Origin of the sequence: Sphingobium sp. UBA5915, assembly GCF_002431195.1 — a bacterium.
Classification (GTDB): domain Bacteria; phylum Pseudomonadota; class Alphaproteobacteria; order Sphingomonadales; family Sphingomonadaceae; genus Sphingobium; species Sphingobium soli.
In genome coordinates this window covers 90868-111988 of the sequence record NZ_DJDV01000100.1, presented here as the reverse complement: position 1 = coordinate 111988, position 21121 = coordinate 90868, and the positions used below count along the sequence as shown (strand labels likewise).

The following is a 21121-nucleotide window of genomic DNA, read 5'->3' as shown; positions in this document are numbered from 1 at the left end:
CACGATGGTCCAGGAACCCTTGCTGTAGATTGAAAAGAATAATTGCGAGGGGTGGGGGCTCGGGCTGCGTATTGTCTCATGGGATCTACAGGAGAATGTTCCAATGCGTTTCTTTTCGCCTCTCGCAGTTATCGCCGCCGTCGGCCTGAGTGTTTCTGCTCCGGCCTACGCGCATCCCAAGCTTGTGTCCTCGACGCCCGCCGCGAACGCCAGCGTCTCGGCGCCGTCGCGTATAACGCTCACCTTCAGTGAAGGTCTGATGCCGAAGCTGTCGGGCGCCGAGATCGTGATGACCGGCATGCCCGGCATGCCCAACCACCGCATGGCGGTAACCGGCTTCAAGACGTCCGTCGAAGGCGACAAGACGCTCGTGCTGACGCTCGCCAAGCCGCTCATGGCGGGCAGCTATCAGGTCGCCTGGCACGTCGTCTCGACCGACACGCACCGCATCCAGGGCAATCTCGCCTTTACCGTCAAGTGACGCCATGAACGACGTGGCACTCGTCGCCGTCCGCTGGGCGCTCTACGTCGATCTCGGCCTGTTGTTCGGCCTGCCGCTGTTCGCGCTCTATGCGCCCGGCGGCGGCCGGATGGTACAGCGGCATCTGCCGATGGTAGCAATGGTGGCCGGTCTCGCCTGTCTCGCCCTCCTGCTGTCGGCGCTGGGGTTCGCGTTGCAGGCAGCGGCCATGACCGGGCTGCCGCTCACCCAGCCTGATCTTTCCATGGTCGCAGAGCTGTTCAACGGCACGTCCATGGGAACGGCGCTGAAGGCGCGCCTCGTCGCGCTCCTCGTTCTTCTGCTCTCCATCCCCTTCTATCGCCGGCAATCCCGTCCTGCCTTCATCGCCTCCACTCTGGCAGGCGCGGTCGCACTCGCGACCCTCGCCTGGAGCGGGCATGGCGCGGCCGGCGAAGGCGAGGCGGGCTGGCTGCAACTGGGGGCCGATCTCATCCATCTGCTCGCCGCGGGCGCCTGGGTCGGCGCGCTTGCCGCATTCCTTGCGCTGGTTCTTACCAGGCTCGCAACCGATGATCTCGCCACTGAAGACATGGACCGGGTCATGCTCGCCGAGGAAGCGCTGCGGGGCTTCTCCTTCGTCGGCACGATCATCGTCGCCCTGCTGATCCTGACCGGGACGGTGAACGGCTGGTTCCTGGTCGGCCCGGGCAACATCGCGTCTCTCGGGCAGTCGACCTACGGCCTGCTGCTCATCGCCAAGCTGCTGCTCTTCGCCGGCATGCTGGGCCTGGCCGCGCTCAACCGTTATCGCCTGACCCCGGCACTTGCGCAGGCGATCGAGGAAGAGGACGCGCCACGGGCGCAGGCGCTGCTGCGCGCGAGCCTCGTCGTCGAAGGCGGTCTTGCGATCGTCATTCTCGGGCTGGTCGCCTGGCTGGGGACACTGTCGCCACCCATGTCGATGTAGTTTATCGTTTCGAACGCCTCGCGTTGGGAGAAGCCAATGCAATCGTACACCCCGCCGCGCGGGACTGGATCGACGAAAGACTATGATCGCGCGATCCGCCTGTGGGCGCGGGAGAAGCGGTGGCGTGCCGCCATGCTTGCCATGCTGCGCCCGGATTGGCGCCTGGTAATCGCCGATTATGGCCGCCAGCACGGGTCTCATGCGGCTCGCCTTCCGCCTGACCGTGCAGCGGCTCGATGGCATCGACGATACCCAGCCCAATGCCGACGGCGTGCTCCCCGGCCTGATGGCGGCCAAGCGAACGGGCCCGCCGATTTGGCCACTTAGGCGATTACGTATTGACCCTGACACGGTGTCAGACCCTAGATCGTCAGGCGTCGAAAGGAGCGAGGCGATGAACGAGACACATGGAGCGGCGCATGGCGGCGGTTGCTGCGGCGGCCACGGCACCGCTAAAGCGGCGACCGGCGTCAAGGACCCGGTCTGCGGCATGACCGTCGACCCGGCGACCACGGCGCATCACGCCGAGCATAGCGGTGAAAGCTATCATTTCTGCAGCGCGGGCTGCCGGACCAAATTCATCGCCGATCCCGAGCGCTATCTCGGCCCGCCGACGCCGCCGGTCGCGGCGCCCGAAGGCACGATCTGGACCTGCCCGATGCATCCCGAGATCCGCCAGGACCATCCCGGGTCCTGTCCGATCTGCGGCATGGCGCTCGAACCCGCGACCGTGACCGCCGACAGCGGCCCCAGCCACGAGCTAGTCGATTTCACGCGGCGCTTCTGGGTCGGCCTCGTGCTGGCTCTCCCGGTGCTGATCCTCGAGATGGGCGCGCATGTCTTTCCCGCGATCCATCGCCTCGTGCCGATGTCTATCTCGGTATGGATCCAGTTCGTGCTGGCGACACCCGTCGTGCTGTGGGCGGGCTGGCCGTTCTTCGAGCGTGGCTGGGCCTCGCTCAAGACCCGCAACTTCAACATGTTCACCCTGATCGCGATGGGGACCGGGGTCGCCTGGATCTACAGCGTCATCGCGACGCTCGCGCCTCAGCTGTTCCCGCCGGCCTTCCGCGGCGAGGACGGCATGGTTGCCGTCTATTTCGAGGCGGCCGCGGTGATCACCGTCCTCGTGCTGCTCGGCCAGATGCTCGAACTGCGCGCGCGGGAACGCACCTCGGGCGCGATCAAGGCGCTGCTCAACCTTGCACCAAAGACCGCGCGCCGGATCGGTTCTGATGGGAACGAAGAGGAAATCAGCCTTGATCTGGTTGCGGTGGGCGACCGCCTGCGGGTGCGGCCGGGCGAGAAGGTGCCGGTCGACGGCGTAGTCGAGGACGGCCGCTCCTCGCTCGACGAGTCGATGGTCACCGGCGAATCCATGCCCGTCACCAAGGCAAAGGCCGACACAGTGATCGGCGGCACGCTCAACCAGACCGGTGCGCTGGTGATCGTCGCCGACAAGGTCGGCCGCGATACCATGCTCGCACGCATCGTCCAGATGGTCGCTGAGGCGCAGCGCTCGCGCGCGCCGATCCAGCGCATGGCCGATCAGGTGTCGGGCTGGTTTGTGCCCGTGGTCATCGCGGTCGCGGCCGTCGCGTTCATCGCCTGGGGCATCTGGGGTCCCGAGCCGCGCTTCGCCTATGGGCTGGTGGCGGCGGTCGCCGTGCTGATCATCGCCTGTCCCTGCGCACTGGGGCTGGCAACGCCGATGTCGATCATGGTCGGGGTCGGCCGCGGCGCCGGGCTCGGTGTCCTCATCAAAAATGCCGAAGCACTCGAGCATATGGAGAAGGTCGACACTCTCGTCGTCGACAAGACAGGCACGCTGACCGAAGGCCGGCCTGCCGTCACCCAGGTCGTGCCGGCGCCCGGCTTCGACGAAGCCGAGCTGCTGCGTCTTGCCGCCTCGGTCGAGCGGGCGTCCGAGCATCCGCTCGCGTTGGCAATCGTCGAGGCCGCGAAGGATCGCGGCATCGTCACGAGCGACGTCATCGACTTCGACTCGCCGACCGGGCGCGGCGCGCTCGGCACGGTCGAAGGGCGGCGCATCGTCCTCGGCAATGCGCAGTTCCTTGCCGACGAAGGGGTTGCGACCGATGCGCTCGCCAGCCAGGCCGACGCGCTGCGCCGGGATGGCGCCACCGCGATCTTCATCGGGGTCGACGGCACAGTCGGCGGCGCCTTCGCGATCGCCGATCCGGTGAAGGCCACGACACCAGAAGCGCTCGCCGCGCTCAAGGCGGAGGGCATTCGCGTGGTCATGCTGACCGGCGACAACCGCACGACCGCGGAAGCGGTCGCCCGACGCCTGGGCATCGACGAGGTCGAAGCCGAGGTGCTGCCCGATCAGAAGAGCGCCGTGGTCGCCAGGTTCAAGCGCGAGGGGCGGGTCGTCGCCATGGCCGGCGACGGTGTCAACGACGCCCCCGCGTTGGCCGCCGCCGACGTCGGCATCGCCATGGGTTCCGGCACCGACGTCGCGATCGAGAGCGCTGGCGTCACGCTGCTCAAGGGCGACCTGACTGGCATCGTCCGGGCGCGGCGGCTCAGCCAAGCGACCATGTCGAACATCCGCCAGAATCTCGTCTTCGCCTTCATCTACAATGTCGCGGGCGTGCCCGTAGCGGCGGGTGCGCTCTATCCGCTGTTCGGTATTCTGCTCTCGCCCATTATCGCGGCGGCGGCGATGGCGCTCTCTTCGGTGAGCGTGGTCACCAACGCGCTGCGCCTCAACCGGAAAGCACTGTGAACATCGGCGAGACGTCACGGCAGAGCGGCGTCTCTGAGCGGATGATCCGCCATTATGAAAAGATCGGCCTCATCCCGGCGCCGGCGCGTCGGGGTGCTGGCTATCGTGACTATGGCGAGCGCGACCTCCATCGCCTCCGGTTTATCGCCAATGCCCGCGATCTCGGCTTCCCGATCGAGGAGATCCGCACGTTGCTCAGCCTTTGGGCCAATACCGGCCGTGCCAGCGCGGAGGTGAAGCGGCTTGCCCTTGCCCGCGCCGATGAGTTTCAGCGCAAAGCCGAGGCGTTGACGGCGCTGCGCGACACGCTAATCGACCTGGCTGAGCGCTGCCAAGGCGACGAGCGGCCGGATTGTCCGATCATCGCCGAACTGGCCGCGGCCCGATCCGCATAGCATCCGGCATCGCACGGCCGAGAATTTTAGGGGTGCCCGTTTTCGGTCGATTCGTGCAGGTCGACGGCGAAAGCGATCCGCAACAGGTCGGGCAGGCTTTGCGCGTTGAGTTTGATCATCAGACTGGCCCGATGCAGCTCGACCGTGCGCGACGTGACGCCGAGTTCATCTGCGATAAGGCTATTTGGATAGCCTCGCGAAATTCCTCTCAGAACGGCCCGTTCGCGCTGCGTCAGTCTCGCGGCTTTCGAAAGAGCGTCGGCCTGTTCGGAGGCACGACGGGCTATACTCTCAAGCCAGCTGAAGCCGCGGTCGATCGCGCCGAGCAATGCGGCCTTCTCGACCGGTTTGGCGAGAAAGTCGGCAGCGCCCGCCTTCATCGCCTGTACGGCGAGCGTAGGATCGCCATTGCCCGTCAGCACCACGACGGGCATGTCGATACCGCGTCGCGTCAGCTCCGCCTGAACCTGCAGGCCGTCCATGTCGGGCATGTGCATGTCGAGAACCACGCAGCCTTTCTCGGCGTCCTCTGCGCTCAACAGAAACTCCGGCCCCGAAGCGTAGGCTTCTACGGCAAACCCTGCGGTCCGCAACGTGAAACTTAGTGCTTTTCGTATTGTCTCTTCGTCATCGACGATATGCACGACGCGCTTGTTCCCCATAGCCCCCGAGATCGATCAATACGCAGTGCCGCGAGGGCAGCGCTTCAAGGGATACTTCTCTGCACGTTGGACTATGGTCCCAGGTCAAGAGTAAAAATTTGGCGAGGCAAAACGGCGAAGGACAGCGAAACTGTGAGGGTTCGGCTACTCCGCTCACACCAATGCCGCGGTCGCTGCGGCTCATTGCCGGGTCTCTGCTCCGGACGATGCATGCGAGTTGCCCGCGCCGCCCTCGGCGCGATCGAGCCATCGCTACGCTTCCATCACATCGTCGACCGGCAGCGGGTTACTGGCGCCCGGCGGGCGAGGGGGGCGGGTTGGCCCTTGACGGCTGCGCGATCGGACGCCCAGGATAGCAGGGTGGCGCGCTTTACTTCGGGCTCAAGCTTCAGGTGCCCAGCAACGTCGAGGGGATCGATGAACGAGCGTGTGTGCGACACGACATATCCTCCTTCCCTGCCGCGATTTTCTCCGAAAGGGAGATCTCAGGAGATTGGTTCGGACTCGTTTAGGGTCAATGGATGAGGACGCGCACAGCGTTTGCCGGGCGTTCATTTCCGTCTTAGAACTGACGCGCAGCACGCCATTCAATCCGGTGGCGAACGGCCTCCGCGATCGCTGGCATGACGTCTATATCATTCGACGCATGTGCAACCGCGTTCGTGCTGACGATCCTTTCGACAAGCCCACCCAGAACCTGCGCTGCATCGCCGGCAAAAAGCGGATGCACGACCACGCAATCCGGTCGCGCGAACCCCATGCCGACCAGTTGGCGCGCCGCCTCGGTGAGGGTCCGACCGGATGAGGCGATATCGTCGACCAGCACCGGCTGGCGATCGAGAAACGCTGGGGCATTCGGAATCGAGATGGTGACGTGACGGTCGCCGGATCGGATTTTCTCGCACACGAGAAACGGAGCATCGGCATCGGCCGCCACCTGCGAGACCCACTGTTCGCTTTCCAGGTCCGGACCGATGATCAGCGGGCGAGCGACATTGCGCTTGATCCACGAGGCCAAAAACGGCGCGGCATGAACAACCTGGGTTGGGATGCGGTAGATTTCCGACAATTCATGGTAGCGATGGAGATGCGGATCGACCGTCACCAGCCAGTCGAGATGGCGAGACAGGATCGCAGCAAAGGTTCGCGACGTCACCGCCTCGCCGGCATGGAAGCGTATGTCCTGGCGCATGTAAGCGAGGTAAGGGGCGACGAGCCCGATCCTGCGAGCGCCAAGATCGCGCGCGGTGTCGGCTGCGAACAGCAGCGGCAACAGCTTGGCGTCCGGATGATCGAGACTGGACAGCAGGATGACCTCGCGGTCGCTGACGTCGTTTCCGACCCTGAGATAGGTTTCCCCGTCAGGAAACTGACGATGCTCGATCGTGCCGACCTCTGCATCGAGCGCGGCGGATAGCGGCTGTGCCAGGGCCTCGCTGCCAGACAGCGCGAACAGCACGGGACGGTTCATAGCGCTTCAATCCCGAAGATCGGCCCGTCGCTCACCGCATAGGCCGCCGCATAGTCGAGCTCGCCCGGGCTCTCGGCATGAATGCTACACAAGGGAGCCCCGGCATCCACCATCTGGTTCAGCCGACACTGCAGCGCGACGCCGGCGGCCTTGGCCATCGGCGCGCCGGCAAGCTTCGCGACCGTCGCGAGCTTGCGATTGTCGATACTCACCAGGCGGCCGCTATAGGGAGCGATCATATCCTGTTGGAACCGGGCGACCGGTGGAGCCCGCATGCCGCCCTGCGCTTCGCAGATACGTTGGAACTTGGCCCAGGCCCGGCCGCTTTCGAGGCACGCCCGCGCACGCGCATAACCTTCGCGGGCCGGGGCTGCGTCCGCGAGCTCAAGCAGTCCTCCCGCCAGCTCGCAGGCCCGGTGGGCGAGATCCTCGGCGCCCGGCTGCCCCTGGAGCACGGCAAGGATATCCTGCGCCTCGAGCGCCGGACCGATGCCCCGTCCGATCGGCTCGGCGCCGGGGCCGCGCATCACGCGCGTGCGAAGCCCGAAGGCTTGGGCGACAGAGCTCAGCGCCCGCTCGAGCGTGTCGGCGGCATCGGCGCCGCGTACCTTGGCGGTCGGCCCGACCGGGATGTCGATGACCAGATGGGTCGCACCGGCCGCGATTTTCTTGGACAGCACCGAGGCGACCATCTGCCCGACGGCATCGATATCGAGCACCCGTTCCACGCCGATGATCACATCGTCGGCAGGGCTGAGGTTGACGGCGCCGCCCCAGGCGATGCAGCCGCCTTCGCGCTCGACCACCTTGCGGATTGCGGAAACGTCGAGGTCGACAGGTGCCAGCACCTCCATCGTGTCCGCCGTGCCGGCCGGTGAGGTGATCGCCCGCGACGATGTCTTGGGCATGATCAGGCCCTCCGCGGCCATGATCGAGACGATGATCGGCGTGGTGCGATTGCCCGGCAAGCCACCGACGCTATGCTTGTCGACGATGACCGTTCCGGGCCACTGCAATCGCTCGCCGACATCGACCATCGCCCTGGTCAGGCTGATCGTTTCGTCCGTATCGAGCGGGACCGCTGAGCAGGCCGTGACGAACGCCGAGAGATGGACATCGCTATAGCGTCGCTCGGCGATGTCGGTGATGATCGCTGAAAAAGCCCCGTCACTGAGACGATTGCCATAGATGCGCCGACGCACTTCGGCGAGCGAGGCGAGAGGCTGGGCGTGCGCGATCTCGACCGGATCGCCATCGCTGACGCCGAGCCGCTGCCATGCGGATTCGGAGAGGCCGATCTCGCCGGGCGCTGGAGTCTCCGCGGAGCTGTGCAGCAGCGAGACGACGATTTCCCGCCCGCCGGCGCGCAGCGCGACCTGCGCGCGGGACGCAAGACCTTCCGAGCGGCAGACGGGACAGTCGTGGCGCATGACCGCGATCAGATCGCTTCCGGCAGCCGACAGGCCGATGCGGCGTGCCCGCAGCGTCGTCGCGACAGGCTCTGCTTCGGCGTCCTCGATGATCCCGGGCTTCACGCGAGCATGCCCCAGCTACCCAGCGCCGGTACGCTGCATGCCCAACCCAGTTCCTCCGAGACACGCTTCGCCAGGACCTGGGCGCCGGTCGGCTCGCCATGGGTGACATAGACGTGGCGCGGGGCCTCGTGCAGCGACCCGAGCCAGCGCATGAGTTCGTCGCTGTCGGCATGCGCCGAGAGCATCGTCAGGTTGGCGACCTCGGCTTCGACCGGGATATACTCGCCGTGGATCTTGATCGTCCGGGCGCCGCCGATCATGGCGGCGCCGCGGGTGCCCGCCGCCTGGAAGCCCGAGAAGAGGATGAGGTTCTTCCCATCCGGCGCGAAGCGCTTGAGATGGTGGAGCACGCGGCCGCCCGTTGCCATTCCACTGGCCGAGATGATGACCTTGGGGGTGGGGTTGGCGGTGAGTTCCTTGGATTCCTCCACTTCGCGCACATAGTGCGCGACGCTGCACGCCGCTTCGCACTCGGCGCGAGCCAGGCGATGCTCGTCCATGAAATCGCACATCAGCCCGCTCGCGTTGATCGCCATCGGGCTGTCGAGGAAGATCGGGATGTCGCGGAGGCGTCCCTGCGCGCGCAGACGCGAGAAATGATAGAGAAGCGACTGAACCCGTCCCACGGCGAAGGCCGGGATCACCACCGTCCCGCCTCTCTCGACGCATCGCTCGACATGATCTCCAAGCGTCTTTGTCGGATCGACCTGCTCGTGGCGCCGATCGCCATAGGTCGATTCCACCAGGACATAGTCGGCGCGCGCGGGCGGCTCGGGATCCTTCATCACCGCATCGCCGTAACGGCCGATATCGCCTGAGAAGAGGATTGTCCGCCCCTTCCAGTCGATCTCGATCGACGCCGCGCCGAGGATGTGGCCGGCGCGATGGTAGCGCACCCTGATGCCGTCCGTGACTGCATGCCACGCTCCGAACTCGATCGGGCGGAAGAGCTGCAATGCCAGACGCGCGTCGGCCTGGGTGTAGAGGGGCAGCGCCGGCTGGTGCCTGGAGAAGCCGTGCTGGTTGGCGAACTCCGCATCCTTTTCCTGCAGATGGCCGCTGTCGGGAAGAAGGAGCTCGCACAGGGCCGCGGTCGCCCGCGTGGCAAGGACGGTCCCGTCCCAGCCCAGGCGCGCCATGCGCGGTAGTGCGCCCGAGTGATCGAGATGGGCGTGGGTCAGCAGCACCTGGCCGACATCCGCGACTTCGGGTGGGATCGATGCCCAATTAAGGCGGCGCAGATCCCTGGGTCCCTGAAACAGGCCGGAATCGACCACGATCTGAGTTTCACCATCGTCCACCAGATAACGCGACCCTGTGACCGTTCCCGATGCGCCGAGAAAGGCAACGCCGAGACCATCGGCCGGGCGCTTGGCCAGATCGATCCTTGCTTCACGCTCGAAGATGGTCACGCGGGAATGGTGCCGTTTCTTTCTCTTTTGCATGGACGCGGGCCTGCCTCTCACGATTATGTTCGTGAGCGCAGCATTGGTTCGCGGACGCCGCACGCCTATACGCAAAATCCGCAGCACGACTGCTGCTCCCCGACAGCTGCGTCGCCCGAACGCCGATGGCCGATCCCATCGATCGCCTTACCCATGCCTGCGCGATGCCCGGGGGACTTCGGTCTCTACTTATACCTTGCTCCTTGGACTCGAGCCTATGCTGCCCGGACGTTGACCAGAAGAGGACGGCATATGGGCGAACATGACCATCGCATGCGCAAGCGCGGCAAGATCGTTCTGATCGGCTTCCTGCTCGTCGCTAGCTTCTTCCTCCTCACCGAGCATACCGCGCACTTCCTGGGTGTGCTGCCCTATCTCATCCTGCTCGCCTGCCCGCTCATGCACCTGTTCATGCACCGCGGCCATGGTGGGCATCAGCATGGCCATGAGCCCGGTCAGGCACCCGCCGGCTTACCGGCCAATCCCAACGGCCGCATCGAAGGAGAGTCGCGATGACGCACGCCGACTATGGCTATGGTCTGTGGGGGCTCGCGCTGGTTAACGCCGCCGTTTTCATCCTCTTTGCGTTCAGCTTCTTCAAGCCGGCAACTAAACGAGACTGGCGCAGTTTGGGGGCGTTCAGCGCTTTCATCATAGCGCTCTTCGCGGAAATGTATGGCTTCCCGCTCACGATCTTCGTGCTTTCGGGGTGGCTCCAGTCGTATTTCCCCGCTGTCGACTGGTGGAGCCACGATGCTGGACATCTCCTGGAGATGATGTTCGGCTGGCGAGTTAATCCCCATTACGGTCCATTCCACATCGCCAGCTTTGTGCTGATCGGCGTGGGTTACTGGCTGATCTCGGTTGCATGGACGGCCCTTCACTTGAGTCAGCGCAAACACCAATTGGCCCTTACTGGGATTTATGCCCGGATCCGGCACCCGCAATATGTCGGCTTCATTCTCGTCATGCTCGGCTTTTTGCTACAATGGCCGACCCTTTTGACCCTTGCTATGTTTCCGGTGCTCGTCGTGATGTATATTCGGCTGGCTCGGCATGAGGAAAAGGAGGCGCTAGCCAACTTCGGCGAGGTTTACCGCGATTATATGGCTCGCGTGCCCGGCTTCATTCCGAATCTGACAATCCATTCGCGTCGAAGAAGGCCATGGCGATCCTTGACGGGAATGGCTGATGTAATTGCCGGCAAGGTCAATGCTGACGTTCTGACTGGCCTTATTATTCGGACATCGTTACCCGACCTCACAGCACACTACTGCAGCAATCCCGGTTCGACTGCGCAATCATCTTGGGAGGGCAAGTTCGCCTTGCACGGGCAGATTCGGTGTGGAGCTGATGCCCGGCACTAGACGCAGAGCATCGCCGATCAAGGTATAGACGGCGTGGCGCTGGCCGCCACGGTTCCGATGGTCGACGCGATAGCCCTGATAATGTCGGCGGAGCAGGCCTGCATTCACCAGTTCGGAAACGGCGCGACTGAGATTACTCTTGCCGGCTGTGCGAATGCGTGCCCGCATTTCCTCCGCGATCACGCCGCGCCTTTTCTCCGGATCGCCGGGGAGCAGTCCGTTTCTAGCGAGGTCGCTCTCGACCCGCTCGGCCAGCGTAATGCTGCGCGGACCACGCTGGGCCATCGGGGTCAATGCGTCGCATAGCCAATCGCGCAGGGAAACGAGCCCATCGTTCCGCCTGACCCAGGGACCGGCGCTTCCATCTGGCCCCGCCACCTGGGCGATCAGGTTGAGCAGCATGAAGGCATAACGGGGCCGGCTCGATACGGTCGCCAGCGTCTCGAGCACGGCCGCGACATCACAGCCAATGGAGGGTTCAAGAGGCTTGCCTGCATGAAACATAACATGATGGAATCAAGCACAAAGCAGGATCAATGTGAATCCCAAATCGGCGGCCACAGACGGGTTGTCAGCTATGACACTTTGCCGGCGGATAAAGTGTCATAGGCGATCCATTCTAATCGTAGATTGTTGCGAATCGTTCTCAACTCATCCTGATAATCATGGCGCTCGCCGCTTAGGTGTGGACGAGCCGTCTCCTCGCGAACGAGCTTCCGTCGCCTATGGCGAACAGGATAAAAGACTGCGGCCGCCTTGATGATCTCACGCGCTTTGCGACGGACTGTCAGCGTGCTGAAACCCTTGGCGATCTGCATGGCACGATCGATGCCGCCGTGCGCGATCTTGGCTTCCGCTGGTTCACGCTGCTTCACAATATCGACCTTCGGCGCGGCGACGAGCAAAGCCTGTTCCTCACAACCTATCCGTCGGCCTGGCTCGAGGAAGTGCTCGAAGAGCGCCATTATCTCGAAGATCCCATCCATGCGGCCTGCGCACGTACGCCCTCTGGACTGGCCTGGGACCGTGTCGGCGACGTGCTGGAGCTCACGCCGCGCCAGCGAGGCATCCTTGACCGCGCCCGGGATCATGACCTTGCATCGGGCTACAGTTTGCCGATCCGGACCCCGGGCGAGCCCGAGGCGATCTTCACTGCGGCCCGATCACGCGACGAGCCGCTGAGTGCAGAAGAGGTTCTGACCGCCCGTCTGCTCGGCTCGGTCGCTTATGATCGGGCGCGCGAGCTGCTTGGCGAAAGGGCAGGGCCATTGGCCTGCGTCCCTCTCAGTCCTCGCCAGGTCGAATGCATCGCGCTCGTCGCGCAAGGCAAAAGCGACTGGGAGATCGGCCAGATCCTCGGCCTCAGCCGCGATACCGTGCACGAATATGTTGAATCGGCCCGCAGGCGTTATGGCGTGCGACGACGCACGCAGCTGGTGCTGCGCGCGGTTCGCGATGGTCATCTCAACATGGAAGCGCTGCTCTGATCTCGCCGGCCATATGATGATCGGGCTTGGGCAAGTTCAGGATTTCTGCGCTGTCGCTGGCGCGATCAAGGACGCTACGGCCTTGTCTGACCTGATGGCCGAAATCACGAAGGCCATGGGCTTTCGGCACTATGCCCTGGTCCATCATGTCGACCTGAAGCCTGCGGTTCGCTCGGTCCACATCGTCGACTATCCGCAAGACTGGGTGGAGCGCTTCCAGGCGAGACGCCTCTATGCGAGCGACCCGATCCACCGCGCCAGCCATCGCACCAATGTGGGCTTTGCCTGGTCGGCGGTTCAGTCGATCATCTCTCTGACGGCCGCCGATCGCTCGATCCTGGCAGAAGCCTACGAGGCCGGGCTGGGCGACGGCTTCACCGTTCCGGCCCATATTCCTGGCGAGCTCAATGGATCCTGTTCCTTCGCGATGGCGGCGGGCGAGATGCTCGACCATCGGCAGCTGCCGTTCGTGCAGCTCGTCGGCAGCTTCGCGTTCGAAGCGGCACGCAAGATTTCCCGGATCCACGCGCCGCAATCCGAATGCCCGAGCCTGACCGAAAGGCAGGCCGAATGCGTGGCGCTGGTCGCGCGGGGCAAGACCGATTGGGAGATCAGCCAGATCCTCGGCATCGGCCAGGAAACGGTGATCCAGCATGTGAAGGATGCGCGCGACCGCTATGGCGTCACCAAGCGCACCCTCCTCGCCATTCGCGCCTTGTTCGAAGGGCAAATCAGCTTTGCCGATGTGTTCGGCCGATGATCTCCCCAGAACTGGGGATAACGCAAAAAAGCCGCCTCTGATCGACTGACAGGCCTCACCAAAAGGAGGCTGTCATGCACATCGGGACCGGCTTTTCGCAAGCCATGGAACACCGCCTGTTTCGCTCCATGTTCGAGGAGCGCAAGCGGGTCTTCGTCGATCTTCTTCGCTGGGACGTTCCGGTCATCGCCGGTCGCTACGAGATCGATCAGTTCGACAATGATCGCGCCGTCTACATCGTTGTTACCGGGGACGACGGGGAACACCGGGCCTCCGCACGGCTTCTGCCGACCACGCACGAGCATATTCTCGGCACGATCTTCCCGGATCTTTGCGAGGAAGCGCCGCCGCGCGGCAGTGCTATCCTGGAAATCACCCGCTTTTGCCTTGCGCGAAAATTGCGCGCCCGGGAGCGTCTCGAGCTGCGCAATCAGCTGGTCACCGCGCTCGTCGAATATGCCCTCGCCAACCAGATCCACAGCTTCACCGGGGTCGCCGAGTGGCCGTGGTTCCAGCAGATCCTGGGTTTCGGCTGGACTTGCCGACCATTGGGTCTTCCCACGTCCGAGCAAGGGCGAAGTCTCGTCGCCTTGCAAATCGATGTGGACGACCGAACGCGCGAGCAGCTGCGCGCGAGCGGCATTTTCCGCCCCATCGGCCTTGCCGATCTTCCCGCCGCAGCATGAGGAGGGCGATCATGGCCACGATCGCACGGCGCGGCGTCTCCGCCGCGACCAAAGCCGACGAAAATCTGCGGCAGCACGGCTTCTGCATCCTGCGGGATGTCGAGTCTCGGTCACGCATCGAGGAGATCAATCGATCCCTCCATCCGCGTTTTGCCGCCACGCCTTTCTGCCAGGGCGGATTCTACGGCCCTCGGACAAAACGCTTCGGTGGCCTGCTGAAGCGCGCGCCGACGGTTGAAAGTCTTGTCCAAAACCCTGCCGTCATGCGCCTCGTCCACGCTATCCTCGAGCCCTGGTGCGACACGGTCCAGCTCAACCTCACGCAAGCGCTCGAGCTGCACCCGGGGGCGCCAGCGCAATTTCCGCACCGGGATCAGGACATGTGGCGCGGTCCGACCGGCGAGCTCGAATATCTCGTCAACGTCATGTGGCCGATTTCGCCGTTCAAGGCCGAAAATGGGGCGACGCTGGTCTGGCCGGGGAGCCACAATGGCGGGCAGGGCGACGACGGCGCGGAGCCGGTCGCCATCGAAGCGGATCCGGGATCGGCGATCATATTCCTGGGATCGACCCTCCATGGCGCCGGCGCGAATCGTTCAAACGCGGTGCGCCGAGGCATCATCGTCAGCTACTGCCTCGGCTGGCTGAAGCCCTATGAGAACCAGTGGCTGACCTATCCGCCCGAGGTGGCCAGCGCATTCTATCCCGAGCTTGCCGCGCTGGTCGGCTACCAGCAGCACCGCCCCAATCTCGGCAATTATGACGGGCAGTGCCCGTCCATCCTGCTCGGCGGCGATCCGCCAGACCATCTCGCCGCAATCGATGCTCTCCGGCCCGACCAGGAAGGCGCTCTGTCCGAATTCCTGCGGCAGCAAACCGATCAACTCCCCCCCCGGCTAGGGGGATTGCCGAAATCGAGCGCGGTCGGAACAAAAGAGAGGTGAAATCCAACGGATAGCTGACGGCATTTCCCGACGCGGGAGCTGTCTCTCGCGGGGGAAGACCCGATGCAACGTGCAATATTCGGCATGGCGATGCTCGCCCTCGCCACAGCCCTTCCAAGCGCACCGGCAGCGGCGAATGACCTGGGCTGCCAGGTTCTCCTGTGTCTTTCCAATCCCGGTGGCGCGACCCAATACGCGCAATGCGTGTCGCCGATGACCAAGCTATGGCAACGCTTGGCCACCGGCGGCGCCTTTCCCGGCTGTAGCGGCGGCGTCGCCCGCACGAAGGTCTATGATCGCGATTCCACAACTCGCCGCCGGGTGGTCATCACGTTCAACGACGGCCGCAGCCAGACCTTCTCGCTGGCCGGCATCGAGCGTTTGGACGGCGGCCGCCGATGATCCTCGATGTCGCCACCCTTCTTTCGCTTGCAGGAGCTTGCGCACCGACGGTGGCGCCTGAGACGCTCATTTCGATCGTCCACACGGAGAGCCGGTTCAACAGTCTCGCAATCGGGGTCAATAGTCCCGGCGTGCGCGCGCCAAAGCCCGCGACCAAGGCGCAGGCAATCGCTGCGGCGCGCAGCCTGATTGGTCGAGGCTACAACATCGATCTCGGCCTGGGACAGATTAACAGCGCCAATCTCGGCTGGCTGGGGCTTTCGGTCGAAAATGCGTTCGAACCCTGCTCCAATCTGGCCGCCGCCGCGCGTGTCCTCGCGACCAACTACCAGGCGGTCGCGCGCCTTGCCCCGAGCCGGGATCATGCGATCGCGACCGCCCTGTCGATGTACAATACCGGCGACCGGCAGCGCGGCTTTCGCAATGGCTATGTCGCCAGGGTCTATGCCAGCGCGTCGGCCGTCATTCCGCTGATCCGTGGCACGGCGCCGGTGGCTGCCGCACCAGCGATTCCTCAATCTCTGCCCACCTTCGCTCCGCCACCCGACACCCCTGTTTCGCCACCGGCCGCAGCTGGGTGGAATACAGCGGCGAGGGCGAGCCAGGCCTCGCTCATGGTGTTCGGCGACGGGGCCGCATCTCAGAAAGGACAGCATCCATGACAGCAATCACCGCCCACCCGGGCGGACGGCCCCAATGGGCGCGACTTCTGCTGCGCGTCATCGGCGTGATGGCATTGGCGCTGCTTGTCTCGATGCTGCTGAGCGATCCTGCACACGCGCAAGGTGCCGACGGCATCACGTCCATGGCGGAGAACATCAAGACCTGGCTCACCGGGACCTTCGCCAAGACCATCGCGGTGATCGCGGTCGTGATCGTTGGGTTCATGTTTTTCACCGGGCGCGCCAGCCTCGGCCTTCTGGTGACGGTCATCGTTGGCATCTTCATCGTCTTCAGTGCGCAGTGGATCGTCGACACCATCACAGGTGGTGCGTGAAGGAGAGCGCCGCCCTGGACGAGCGGCTGCGCGAGGAGACGCTGTTCCTGGCGGTCACGCGGCCGACGATGTGGCTCGGCGTGCCGCTCGAAGCCTCGTTGCCGATCGCGCTTGCCGCCTGTCTCACTTTGATCGTCAGCGGCAACCCGCTCTATGCCGGCGCCATCGGAGGCGCCTGTCTTGCCGTGGCGCGGCTCATCGTGCGGCACGATGCCAATGCCTTCCGGCTGCTGTGGCTGTGGACCATGACCAAGGCGCGCAGCCGGAACCGCGCCTGGTGGGGCGGCAGTTCCTATTCGCCGCTCCCGGTTGCCGGGCTGAAACGCAAGGGCTTTGCGCGTGGCTAGCGCGGCTGCCCAGCTTCCGCCGCGCAAGACGCCGTGGCGCATATTGCGGCAAGAGGCCGAGCCGGGTCGCTATCTGCCCTACGTGCGCCACGTGACATCGGAGGTGATCGCGCTCGATAGCGGCGACCTCATGATGATGTTCCGCCTTGAAGGGCTTGCGTTCGAGACCGCGGATCCGATCCACCTCAATGACTGGCACGAGAAGCTCAACGGCACCTGGCGCAACATTGCCGACGATCGGCTCGCGCTCTGGACGCACATCGTTCGCCGCCCGGTCGATGACTATCCCGAAGGCCAATTCCGCTCGGACTTCGCGGCCGATCTGGACGAAAAATATCGCGCGCGGGTGACTGCCAAGCGCATGTTCGTCAACGAGCATTATCTGACGCTGATCATGCGGCCGGCGGTCGGCTCGGCCGATCGGACCGGGCTTCTCCTCAAGCGCATCGCCAAGGCCAGGGCGGCCGATGAGGAAGTCGACCCCGACGAGTTGGCCCGCTTCGAGGAGAAGGCGCGCGATATCGAAAAGCTGCTTCGGCGGTGCAGCCCCGCGCGGCTCGCTCTTTATGAGCAGAATGGCCTCCTATTCTCCAGGCCGCTCGAAGTGCTCGAGCAAGTCATGATGGGCGCAAAGGCCAAGGTCCCGCTGGTCCGAGGCCATCTTGGATCAGCCCTCTACGGCGAGCGGGTGATCTTCGGACGCGAGACGGTCGAGATCCGCGCCCATGATGCGAGCCGCTGGTTGGGCATTTTCGGCATCCGGGAATATCCCGCGCTCACCCGTCCCGGTCAGATGAACGCTCTGCTCGGCCAGGATTTCGCGTTCGTCGTCTCGCAGTCCTTCACCTTCATGGGGAAGGCGCGCGCAGCCGAAAGGCTGCGCCGGCGACAGAACCAGATGGCTTCGACCGAGGACGCGGCAGCAAGCCAGGCGCTCGATCTCGAGGACGCCGCAGACGATCTTCAGAGCAATCGGTTCGTGCTGGGCGAACATCACTTCTCGCTTGGGGTGTTTGCCGAGAGCCCGAGGCGGCTCGCCGATAATTTGTCGGCCGCGCGGGCGGCGCTCGCGGACGCTGGCCTGGTATCAGCGAGGGAAGCGCCGGCGCTCGAAGCAGCCTTCTGGGCCCAGCTTCCCGGTAACTTCGCGTGGCGGGCGCGGCCGGCGGCAATCACATCGCGGAATTTCGCCGCATTGGCACCTTTTCATACCTACCCCGCAGGCCGGCCGAGCGGAAATCATTGGGGTCCGGCGATCGCGCTGATGAAGACGGCCGCGCAATCGCCCTACTATTTCAACTTCCATGTCGGGGATCTCGGTCACACGCTCATCATCGGTCCCTCGGGCGCGGGCAAAACGGTCGTTCAGAACTTCCTGATGGCGCAGCTCGAGAAAACGGGCGCGCAGCAGATTTTCATCGACAAGGATCGCGGCGCCGAGATCTACGTGCGGTCTGCTGGCGGGATCTATCTGACGCTGAAGAACGGGGAGCCAACCGGCTTCGCGCCGCTGCGGGCGCTCGAATATGGACCGCGCAACCTCGTCTTTCTCGGTCGTCTGATCCGGCAGCTGGTGACACCGCCCGGCGGCACGCTGGGCGTCACCCAGGAGCGCATGATCGACGAAGGCTTGGCGTCGCTCGGGCGGCTCTCGCCGGAGAACCGATCCATTCTGGCCCTGCGCCAGCTGCTCGGCCAGCGCGATCCGGAAGGCATCGGCGCTCGGCTTGAGAAATGGTCGCGAGGCGGATCGCTGGGTTGGGTGTTCGACAACGAGATCGATGCTTTGTCGCTCGATGCGCCGTTCCTCGGCTTCGACATGACTGACTTCCTCGACAATCCGGAAGTTCGCACGCCGATCATGATGTACATGTTCCATCGCATCGACGGCCTTCTGGATGGCCGCCGACTGGTGATCGACATCGATGAGTTCTGGAAGGCGCTGGGTGATGACGCTTTCCGCGCCTTTGCCCAGGATGGCCTGAAGACCTACCGCAAGCAGAACGCCTTCCTGGTTTTCGGCACGCAGAGCCCGGCCGATGCGCTGCGCTCGGATATCTCGCACAGTATCATGGAGCAGGTCGCGACCAAGATCCTGCTGCCCAACCCCTATGGGCGTGAAACGGATTATATCGACGGGCTGGGCCTGACCCAGGCGGAATTCAAGCTCGTCCGTCACGACCTGAACCCGGAATCTCGCCGCTTCCTCATCAAGCAGGGTCATGACTCGATCGTGGTGGAACTGGACCTGGGCGGCCTCTCCGACGAGCTCGCGGTGCTCTCGGGCACCACGGAAACCGTGACGCTCCTCGATGCCATTCGCGCTGATGTCGGCGACGACTCGGCGAAATGGCTGCCTCTTTTTCACCAGCAGCGTCGGTCTGCATCGATCAGGAAAGGATGAGCTATGGGTAAGGGCATATACGCAGCACTTGGCACCATCGCCCTAGGAATGGCGGGGCCTGCAGTCGCGCAAGGTATCCCCGTCTACGACAGCTCCGGTTATCTGCAGGCGCTGGCCACGGTGAAGAACACCCTGTCGATGATCGATCAGGGGAAGGAGCAGATCGCAGAAGCGAAGCAGCTCTATGGCAGCTTCAACCAGGTCACCGACGTCAACGGCATCGCATCATCTCTTTCCACCGATGCCATGCGCCACCTTCTGCCGCGGGAAGCCCGTGACATCAGTCGGCTGATGTCGTCGGACAATGCCAGCCTGGGTTCGCTCGGGAGCTCCGCGACCCGTATCCGGGACGCCAACCGTATCGCTTTGCCGGAATTGCGGCCGGGTGCGTCGGCGTATGAGCGCGCTTCCCGCGACAACCTCTTGCGGAACGGCGACCTCGCAGCGCGCGACGCCGCGATCGCGGAGGCGGCCTATGGCGTGTCGGCTCAGCGCACCGCCGGGCTCGAAGAACTGAGAACCTCGCTGGATACGGCTTCGGACGCCAAGCAGGTCATGGATATCCAGGCGAGGGTAGGGGTCGAAAATGCCCATATCCAGAACGATGCTCTGCAATTGCAGGCGCTGCGGATGAGGCAGGATGCGGAGGATCGTCTTCGGTCGCAACGCCAGGGCGAGAAGTCCCTCGCGAAGCTCGAACAATCTCTTGGTGATACCCAATGACAAGGCAGTCTGTAGCCTTCGCTCTTCTAGCGGCCCTACCACTTTGCGCCTGCCACGAAACCAAAGGGAAGGACGAACTCGCCAACTCACCCCAAGAGAGGTCGAGCATTTTGGAGGCTTGTACCAATGGTACGCATGGCGACCCGCAGGAATGCAGCAACGCCAAGAGCGTGGAGAACGCTAAAAAACTTGAACAGTCTCTGGGCCGCTGAAGGTCACGGAGCCACCATATGTCCTCGACGATATTTTCGACGATCTACGACAATGTTGACGGCAAGCTCGACCTTTTTCTCAATGAGCGGCTGTCAAACGTTGTCGACGTAATTCGCGGACCGTTAGCTGCGGGCCTCGTGATCTACATTGTATTGTTCGGCTTCATGGTGATGCGAGGCATCATCAGCGAACCTTGGGGCGAGTTATTCGCGCGCATGGTCAAACTTTGTCTCTTATACATGGCCGCCACCACAGTCGCCTATTCCGAATGGATTACCGAACCCCTTTTTCACGGGATGCCTGACGCGATAGCTCAAGCCCTAGCCGGGAAGACGATCGGCACCGCTGGCGCAGTTTTCGACCAATACTTCAGTCAAGTTGATGACGTGATCCGGCTGATCAGGGCGGAAGCGGAGACCTATCTCGATATCAACCCGTGGAAGCTTGTGCTTCTGACGTTGGCGATAGTGATCTACGCGGTGGCTGGCCTTTCGGCAGCGATTGGCTTCGCGATCACGATCTTCGCAAAGGTCGCCCTTGCAATCATTATCGCTTTGGGACCGATTTTTATCGCGTTGGCGTTGTTTGAGCCAACGCGACGCTTCTTCCATGGATGGCTGGGCCAGGCGTTCAACTACATCGTCCTTATGGCCGTAATTATTGCGATCACAACACTAGTATCTGATCTTGGTGCATCGGCATTGGCTGAAGCGGAAACCAACTCAGATGTTACGATCGCTGCCGTAATCTTCGCGGTTTATCTCTTTCTAGGGACTATTTTCTTCTTCCAGGCTCCGGCCATCGCGACGGGAATAGCCGGGGGTGCCGCTGCCGGCGTGGGTGCCTTCGCCGGAACGGCTTGGGGGACGATGGCATCTCCCTTCCGACAGCGTCGCGTCATGCGCAACAGTCGCAACTTGGAGCGCGCCGCTCGTCGCGGCGGCACCATCGAAGCGGCGTAGTGAGGCATCATCATGACTTTCCTTTTTCCGCGAATTTCCGCCTCGAGCTTCCGCCGCAGCGTCGCTTGCCTGGTCGGTGGCTTAGCTGTGCTCGGCGTCGCGGGCTGTGCTTCCGGGCCCAAGAAGCTCGCGGTTTGCA

General features: G+C 63.8%; 22 protein-coding genes and 1 pseudogene. 18 read left to right on the top strand and 5 right to left on the bottom strand.

The genetic code is table 11. The features are described 5' to 3' along the window. Positions 1–103: 103 nt before the first annotated feature. The 4 genes from copC to cueR all read left to right on the top strand — a co-directional run bounded on the left by copC (position 104) and on the right by cueR (position 4577). Positions 104–481 (top strand): copper homeostasis periplasmic binding protein CopC, encoded by a 378-nt coding sequence (gene copC / locus B2V90_RS18600; protein ID WP_007683372.1) that lies wholly within the window; start codon positions 104–106, stop codon positions 479–481. Between the two features lie 4 nt (positions 482–485). Next, the gene (copD, locus tag B2V90_RS18595) at positions 486–1430 is read left to right on the top strand and encodes a copper homeostasis membrane protein CopD (protein ID WP_007683373.1); all 945 of its coding nucleotides are present in this window, start codon (positions 486–488) and stop codon (positions 1428–1430) included. 394 nt (positions 1431–1824) lie between these two features. Beyond that, entirely contained in the window at positions 1825–4182 is a 2358-nt protein-coding gene (locus B2V90_RS18590) for a heavy metal translocating P-type ATPase (RefSeq protein ID WP_007683374.1), read from the top strand. Further along, positions 4179–4577, top strand: coding sequence for a Cu(I)-responsive transcriptional regulator (cueR, locus tag B2V90_RS18585; protein ID WP_004212744.1), 399 nt, complete (start codon positions 4179–4181; stop codon positions 4575–4577). Before B2V90_RS18590 ends, cueR begins: the two co-directional genes overlap by 4 nt. A 26-nt stretch (positions 4578–4603) precedes the next feature. On the opposite strand, the gene B2V90_RS18580 is transcribed toward cueR, so the two are convergent. The 4 genes from B2V90_RS18580 to B2V90_RS18560 form a co-directional block, all read right to left on the bottom strand. After that, positions 4604–5239 carry a response regulator transcription factor gene (locus B2V90_RS18580; RefSeq protein WP_007683376.1) on the bottom strand — a complete coding sequence of 212 codons (636 nt, stop codon included), beginning with the start codon at positions 5237–5239 and terminating at the stop codon, positions 4604–4606. Between the two features lie 562 nt (positions 5240–5801). Further along, positions 5802–6710, bottom strand: coding sequence for a ribose-phosphate pyrophosphokinase (locus B2V90_RS18570; protein WP_009823969.1), 909 nt, complete (start codon positions 6708–6710; stop codon positions 5802–5804). Then, positions 6707–8245: a thymidine phosphorylase family protein gene (locus B2V90_RS18565; protein WP_007683378.1), complete on the bottom strand. Its 1539-nt coding sequence runs from the start codon at positions 8243–8245 to the stop codon at positions 6707–6709. Before B2V90_RS18565 ends, B2V90_RS18570 begins: the two co-directional genes overlap by 4 nt. After that, entirely contained in the window at positions 8242–9690 is a 1449-nt protein-coding gene (locus B2V90_RS18560) for an MBL fold/beta-CASP domain-containing RNA metallo-hydrolase (RefSeq protein WP_013849921.1), read from the bottom strand. The genes B2V90_RS18565 and B2V90_RS18560 overlap by 4 nt, the downstream gene beginning before the upstream one ends. A gap of 252 nt (positions 9691–9942) precedes the next feature. Between B2V90_RS18560 and B2V90_RS18555 the strand changes: the two genes are divergently transcribed. Both B2V90_RS18555 and B2V90_RS18550 read left to right on the top strand, forming a co-directional pair. Next, positions 9943–10206, top strand: coding sequence for a DUF2933 domain-containing protein (locus B2V90_RS18555; RefSeq protein WP_007683380.1), 264 nt, complete (start codon positions 9943–9945; stop codon positions 10204–10206). Continuing rightward, positions 10203–10874 (top strand): annotated as a pseudogene (locus B2V90_RS18550) (methyltransferase family protein); the annotation flags it as partial. The gene B2V90_RS18555 and the pseudogene B2V90_RS18550, both read left to right, overlap by 4 nt. A 117-nt stretch (positions 10875–10991) precedes the next feature. Here the strand turns inward: B2V90_RS18550 and B2V90_RS18545 are convergent. Continuing rightward, positions 10992–11561, bottom strand: a complete 570-nt coding sequence (locus B2V90_RS18545) for a hypothetical protein (protein WP_013039076.1) — start codon at positions 11559–11561, stop codon at positions 10992–10994. A gap of 221 nt (positions 11562–11782) precedes the next feature. Between B2V90_RS18545 and B2V90_RS18540 the strand changes: the two genes are divergently transcribed. The 12 genes from B2V90_RS18540 to B2V90_RS18485 all read left to right on the top strand — a co-directional run bounded on the left by B2V90_RS18540 (position 11783) and on the right by B2V90_RS18485 (position 20982). Beyond that, on the top strand, positions 11783–12544 hold the full coding sequence (locus B2V90_RS18540) for a helix-turn-helix transcriptional regulator (RefSeq protein WP_007683383.1): 762 nt from the start codon (positions 11783–11785) through the stop codon (positions 12542–12544). An 82-nt stretch (positions 12545–12626) separates the two neighbouring features. Next, on the top strand, positions 12627–13304 hold the full coding sequence (locus tag B2V90_RS18535; protein ID WP_229742691.1) for a LuxR family transcriptional regulator: 678 nt from the start codon (positions 12627–12629) through the stop codon (positions 13302–13304). 74 nt (positions 13305–13378) lie between these two features. Next, positions 13379–13990 (top strand): acyl-homoserine-lactone synthase, encoded by a 612-nt coding sequence (locus B2V90_RS18530; protein WP_086491656.1) that lies wholly within the window; start codon positions 13379–13381, stop codon positions 13988–13990. Positions 13991–14001: 11 nt separating this feature from the next. After that, entirely contained in the window at positions 14002–14934 is a 933-nt protein-coding gene (locus tag B2V90_RS18525) for a phytanoyl-CoA dioxygenase family protein (protein ID WP_007683389.1), read from the top strand. Positions 14935–14997: 63 nt separating this feature from the next. Beyond that, positions 14998–15336 (top strand): hypothetical protein, encoded by a 339-nt coding sequence (locus tag B2V90_RS18520; protein WP_009823965.1) that lies wholly within the window; start codon positions 14998–15000, stop codon positions 15334–15336. Continuing rightward, on the top strand, positions 15333–15998 hold the full coding sequence (locus B2V90_RS18515; protein ID WP_007683393.1) for a lytic transglycosylase domain-containing protein: 666 nt from the start codon (positions 15333–15335) through the stop codon (positions 15996–15998). Before B2V90_RS18520 ends, B2V90_RS18515 begins: the two co-directional genes overlap by 4 nt. After that, on the top strand, positions 15995–16333 hold the full coding sequence (locus B2V90_RS18510; RefSeq protein ID WP_007683396.1) for a TrbC/VirB2 family protein: 339 nt from the start codon (positions 15995–15997) through the stop codon (positions 16331–16333). The genes B2V90_RS18515 and B2V90_RS18510 overlap by 4 nt, the downstream gene beginning before the upstream one ends. Then, on the top strand, positions 16330–16680 hold the full coding sequence (locus tag B2V90_RS18505) for a type IV secretion system protein VirB3 (RefSeq protein WP_007683398.1): 351 nt from the start codon (positions 16330–16332) through the stop codon (positions 16678–16680). Before B2V90_RS18510 ends, B2V90_RS18505 begins: the two co-directional genes overlap by 4 nt. Next, positions 16673–19084: a VirB4 family type IV secretion/conjugal transfer ATPase gene (locus tag B2V90_RS18500; RefSeq protein ID WP_414711622.1), complete on the top strand. Its 2412-nt coding sequence runs from the start codon at positions 16673–16675 to the stop codon at positions 19082–19084. The genes B2V90_RS18505 and B2V90_RS18500 overlap by 8 nt, the downstream gene beginning before the upstream one ends. Positions 19085–19087: 3 nt before the next feature. After that, the gene (locus B2V90_RS18495; RefSeq protein ID WP_086491654.1) at positions 19088–19807 is read left to right on the top strand and encodes a type IV secretion system protein; all 720 of its coding nucleotides are present in this window, start codon (positions 19088–19090) and stop codon (positions 19805–19807) included. Continuing rightward, positions 19804–20019 (top strand): EexN family lipoprotein, encoded by a 216-nt coding sequence (locus B2V90_RS18490; protein WP_086491653.1) that lies wholly within the window; start codon positions 19804–19806, stop codon positions 20017–20019. Before B2V90_RS18495 ends, B2V90_RS18490 begins: the two co-directional genes overlap by 4 nt. Before the next feature lie 18 nt (positions 20020–20037). Further along, positions 20038–20982, top strand: a complete 945-nt coding sequence (locus B2V90_RS18485) for a type IV secretion system protein (protein WP_086491652.1) — start codon at positions 20038–20040, stop codon at positions 20980–20982. The last annotated feature ends 139 nt before the right edge of the window (positions 20983–21121 follow it).

Excerpts from the sequence above, each read along its gene's own strand:
- copC (WP_007683372.1), top strand. The coding sequence starts at position 104 with ATGCGTTTCTTTTCGCCTCTCGCAGTTATCGCCGCCGTCGGCCTGAGT.
- copD (WP_007683373.1), top strand. The coding sequence starts at position 486 with ATGAACGACGTGGCACTCGTCGCCGTCCGCTGGGCGCTCTACGTCGAT.
- B2V90_RS18590 (WP_007683374.1), top strand. The coding sequence starts at position 1,825 with ATGAACGAGACACATGGAGCGGCGCATGGCGGCGGTTGCTGCGGCGGC.
- B2V90_RS18580 (WP_007683376.1), bottom strand. The coding sequence starts at position 5,239 with ATGGGGAACAAGCGCGTCGTGCATATCGTCGATGACGAAGAGACAATA.
- B2V90_RS18570 (WP_009823969.1), bottom strand. The coding sequence starts at position 6,710 with ATGAACCGTCCCGTGCTGTTCGCGCTGTCTGGCAGCGAGGCCCTGGCA.
- B2V90_RS18560 (WP_013849921.1), bottom strand. The coding sequence starts at position 9,690 with ATGCAAAAGAGAAAGAAACGGCACCATTCCCGCGTGACCATCTTCGAG.
- B2V90_RS18555 (WP_007683380.1), top strand. The coding sequence starts at position 9,943 with ATGGGCGAACATGACCATCGCATGCGCAAGCGCGGCAAGATCGTTCTG.
- B2V90_RS18545 (WP_013039076.1), bottom strand. The coding sequence starts at position 11,561 with ATGTTTCATGCAGGCAAGCCTCTTGAACCCTCCATTGGCTGTGATGTC.
- B2V90_RS18540 (WP_007683383.1), top strand. The coding sequence starts at position 11,783 with ATGGCGAACAGGATAAAAGACTGCGGCCGCCTTGATGATCTCACGCGC.
- B2V90_RS18530 (WP_086491656.1), top strand. The coding sequence starts at position 13,379 with ATGCACATCGGGACCGGCTTTTCGCAAGCCATGGAACACCGCCTGTTT.
- B2V90_RS18525 (WP_007683389.1), top strand. The coding sequence starts at position 14,002 with ATGGCCACGATCGCACGGCGCGGCGTCTCCGCCGCGACCAAAGCCGAC.
- B2V90_RS18520 (WP_009823965.1), top strand. The coding sequence starts at position 14,998 with ATGCAACGTGCAATATTCGGCATGGCGATGCTCGCCCTCGCCACAGCC.
- B2V90_RS18515 (WP_007683393.1), top strand. The coding sequence starts at position 15,333 with ATGATCCTCGATGTCGCCACCCTTCTTTCGCTTGCAGGAGCTTGCGCA.
- B2V90_RS18510 (WP_007683396.1), top strand. The coding sequence starts at position 15,995 with ATGACAGCAATCACCGCCCACCCGGGCGGACGGCCCCAATGGGCGCGA.
- B2V90_RS18495 (WP_086491654.1), top strand. The coding sequence starts at position 19,088 with ATGGGTAAGGGCATATACGCAGCACTTGGCACCATCGCCCTAGGAATG.
- B2V90_RS18490 (WP_086491653.1), top strand. The coding sequence starts at position 19,804 with ATGACAAGGCAGTCTGTAGCCTTCGCTCTTCTAGCGGCCCTACCACTT.
- B2V90_RS18485 (WP_086491652.1), top strand. The coding sequence starts at position 20,038 with ATGTCCTCGACGATATTTTCGACGATCTACGACAATGTTGACGGCAAG.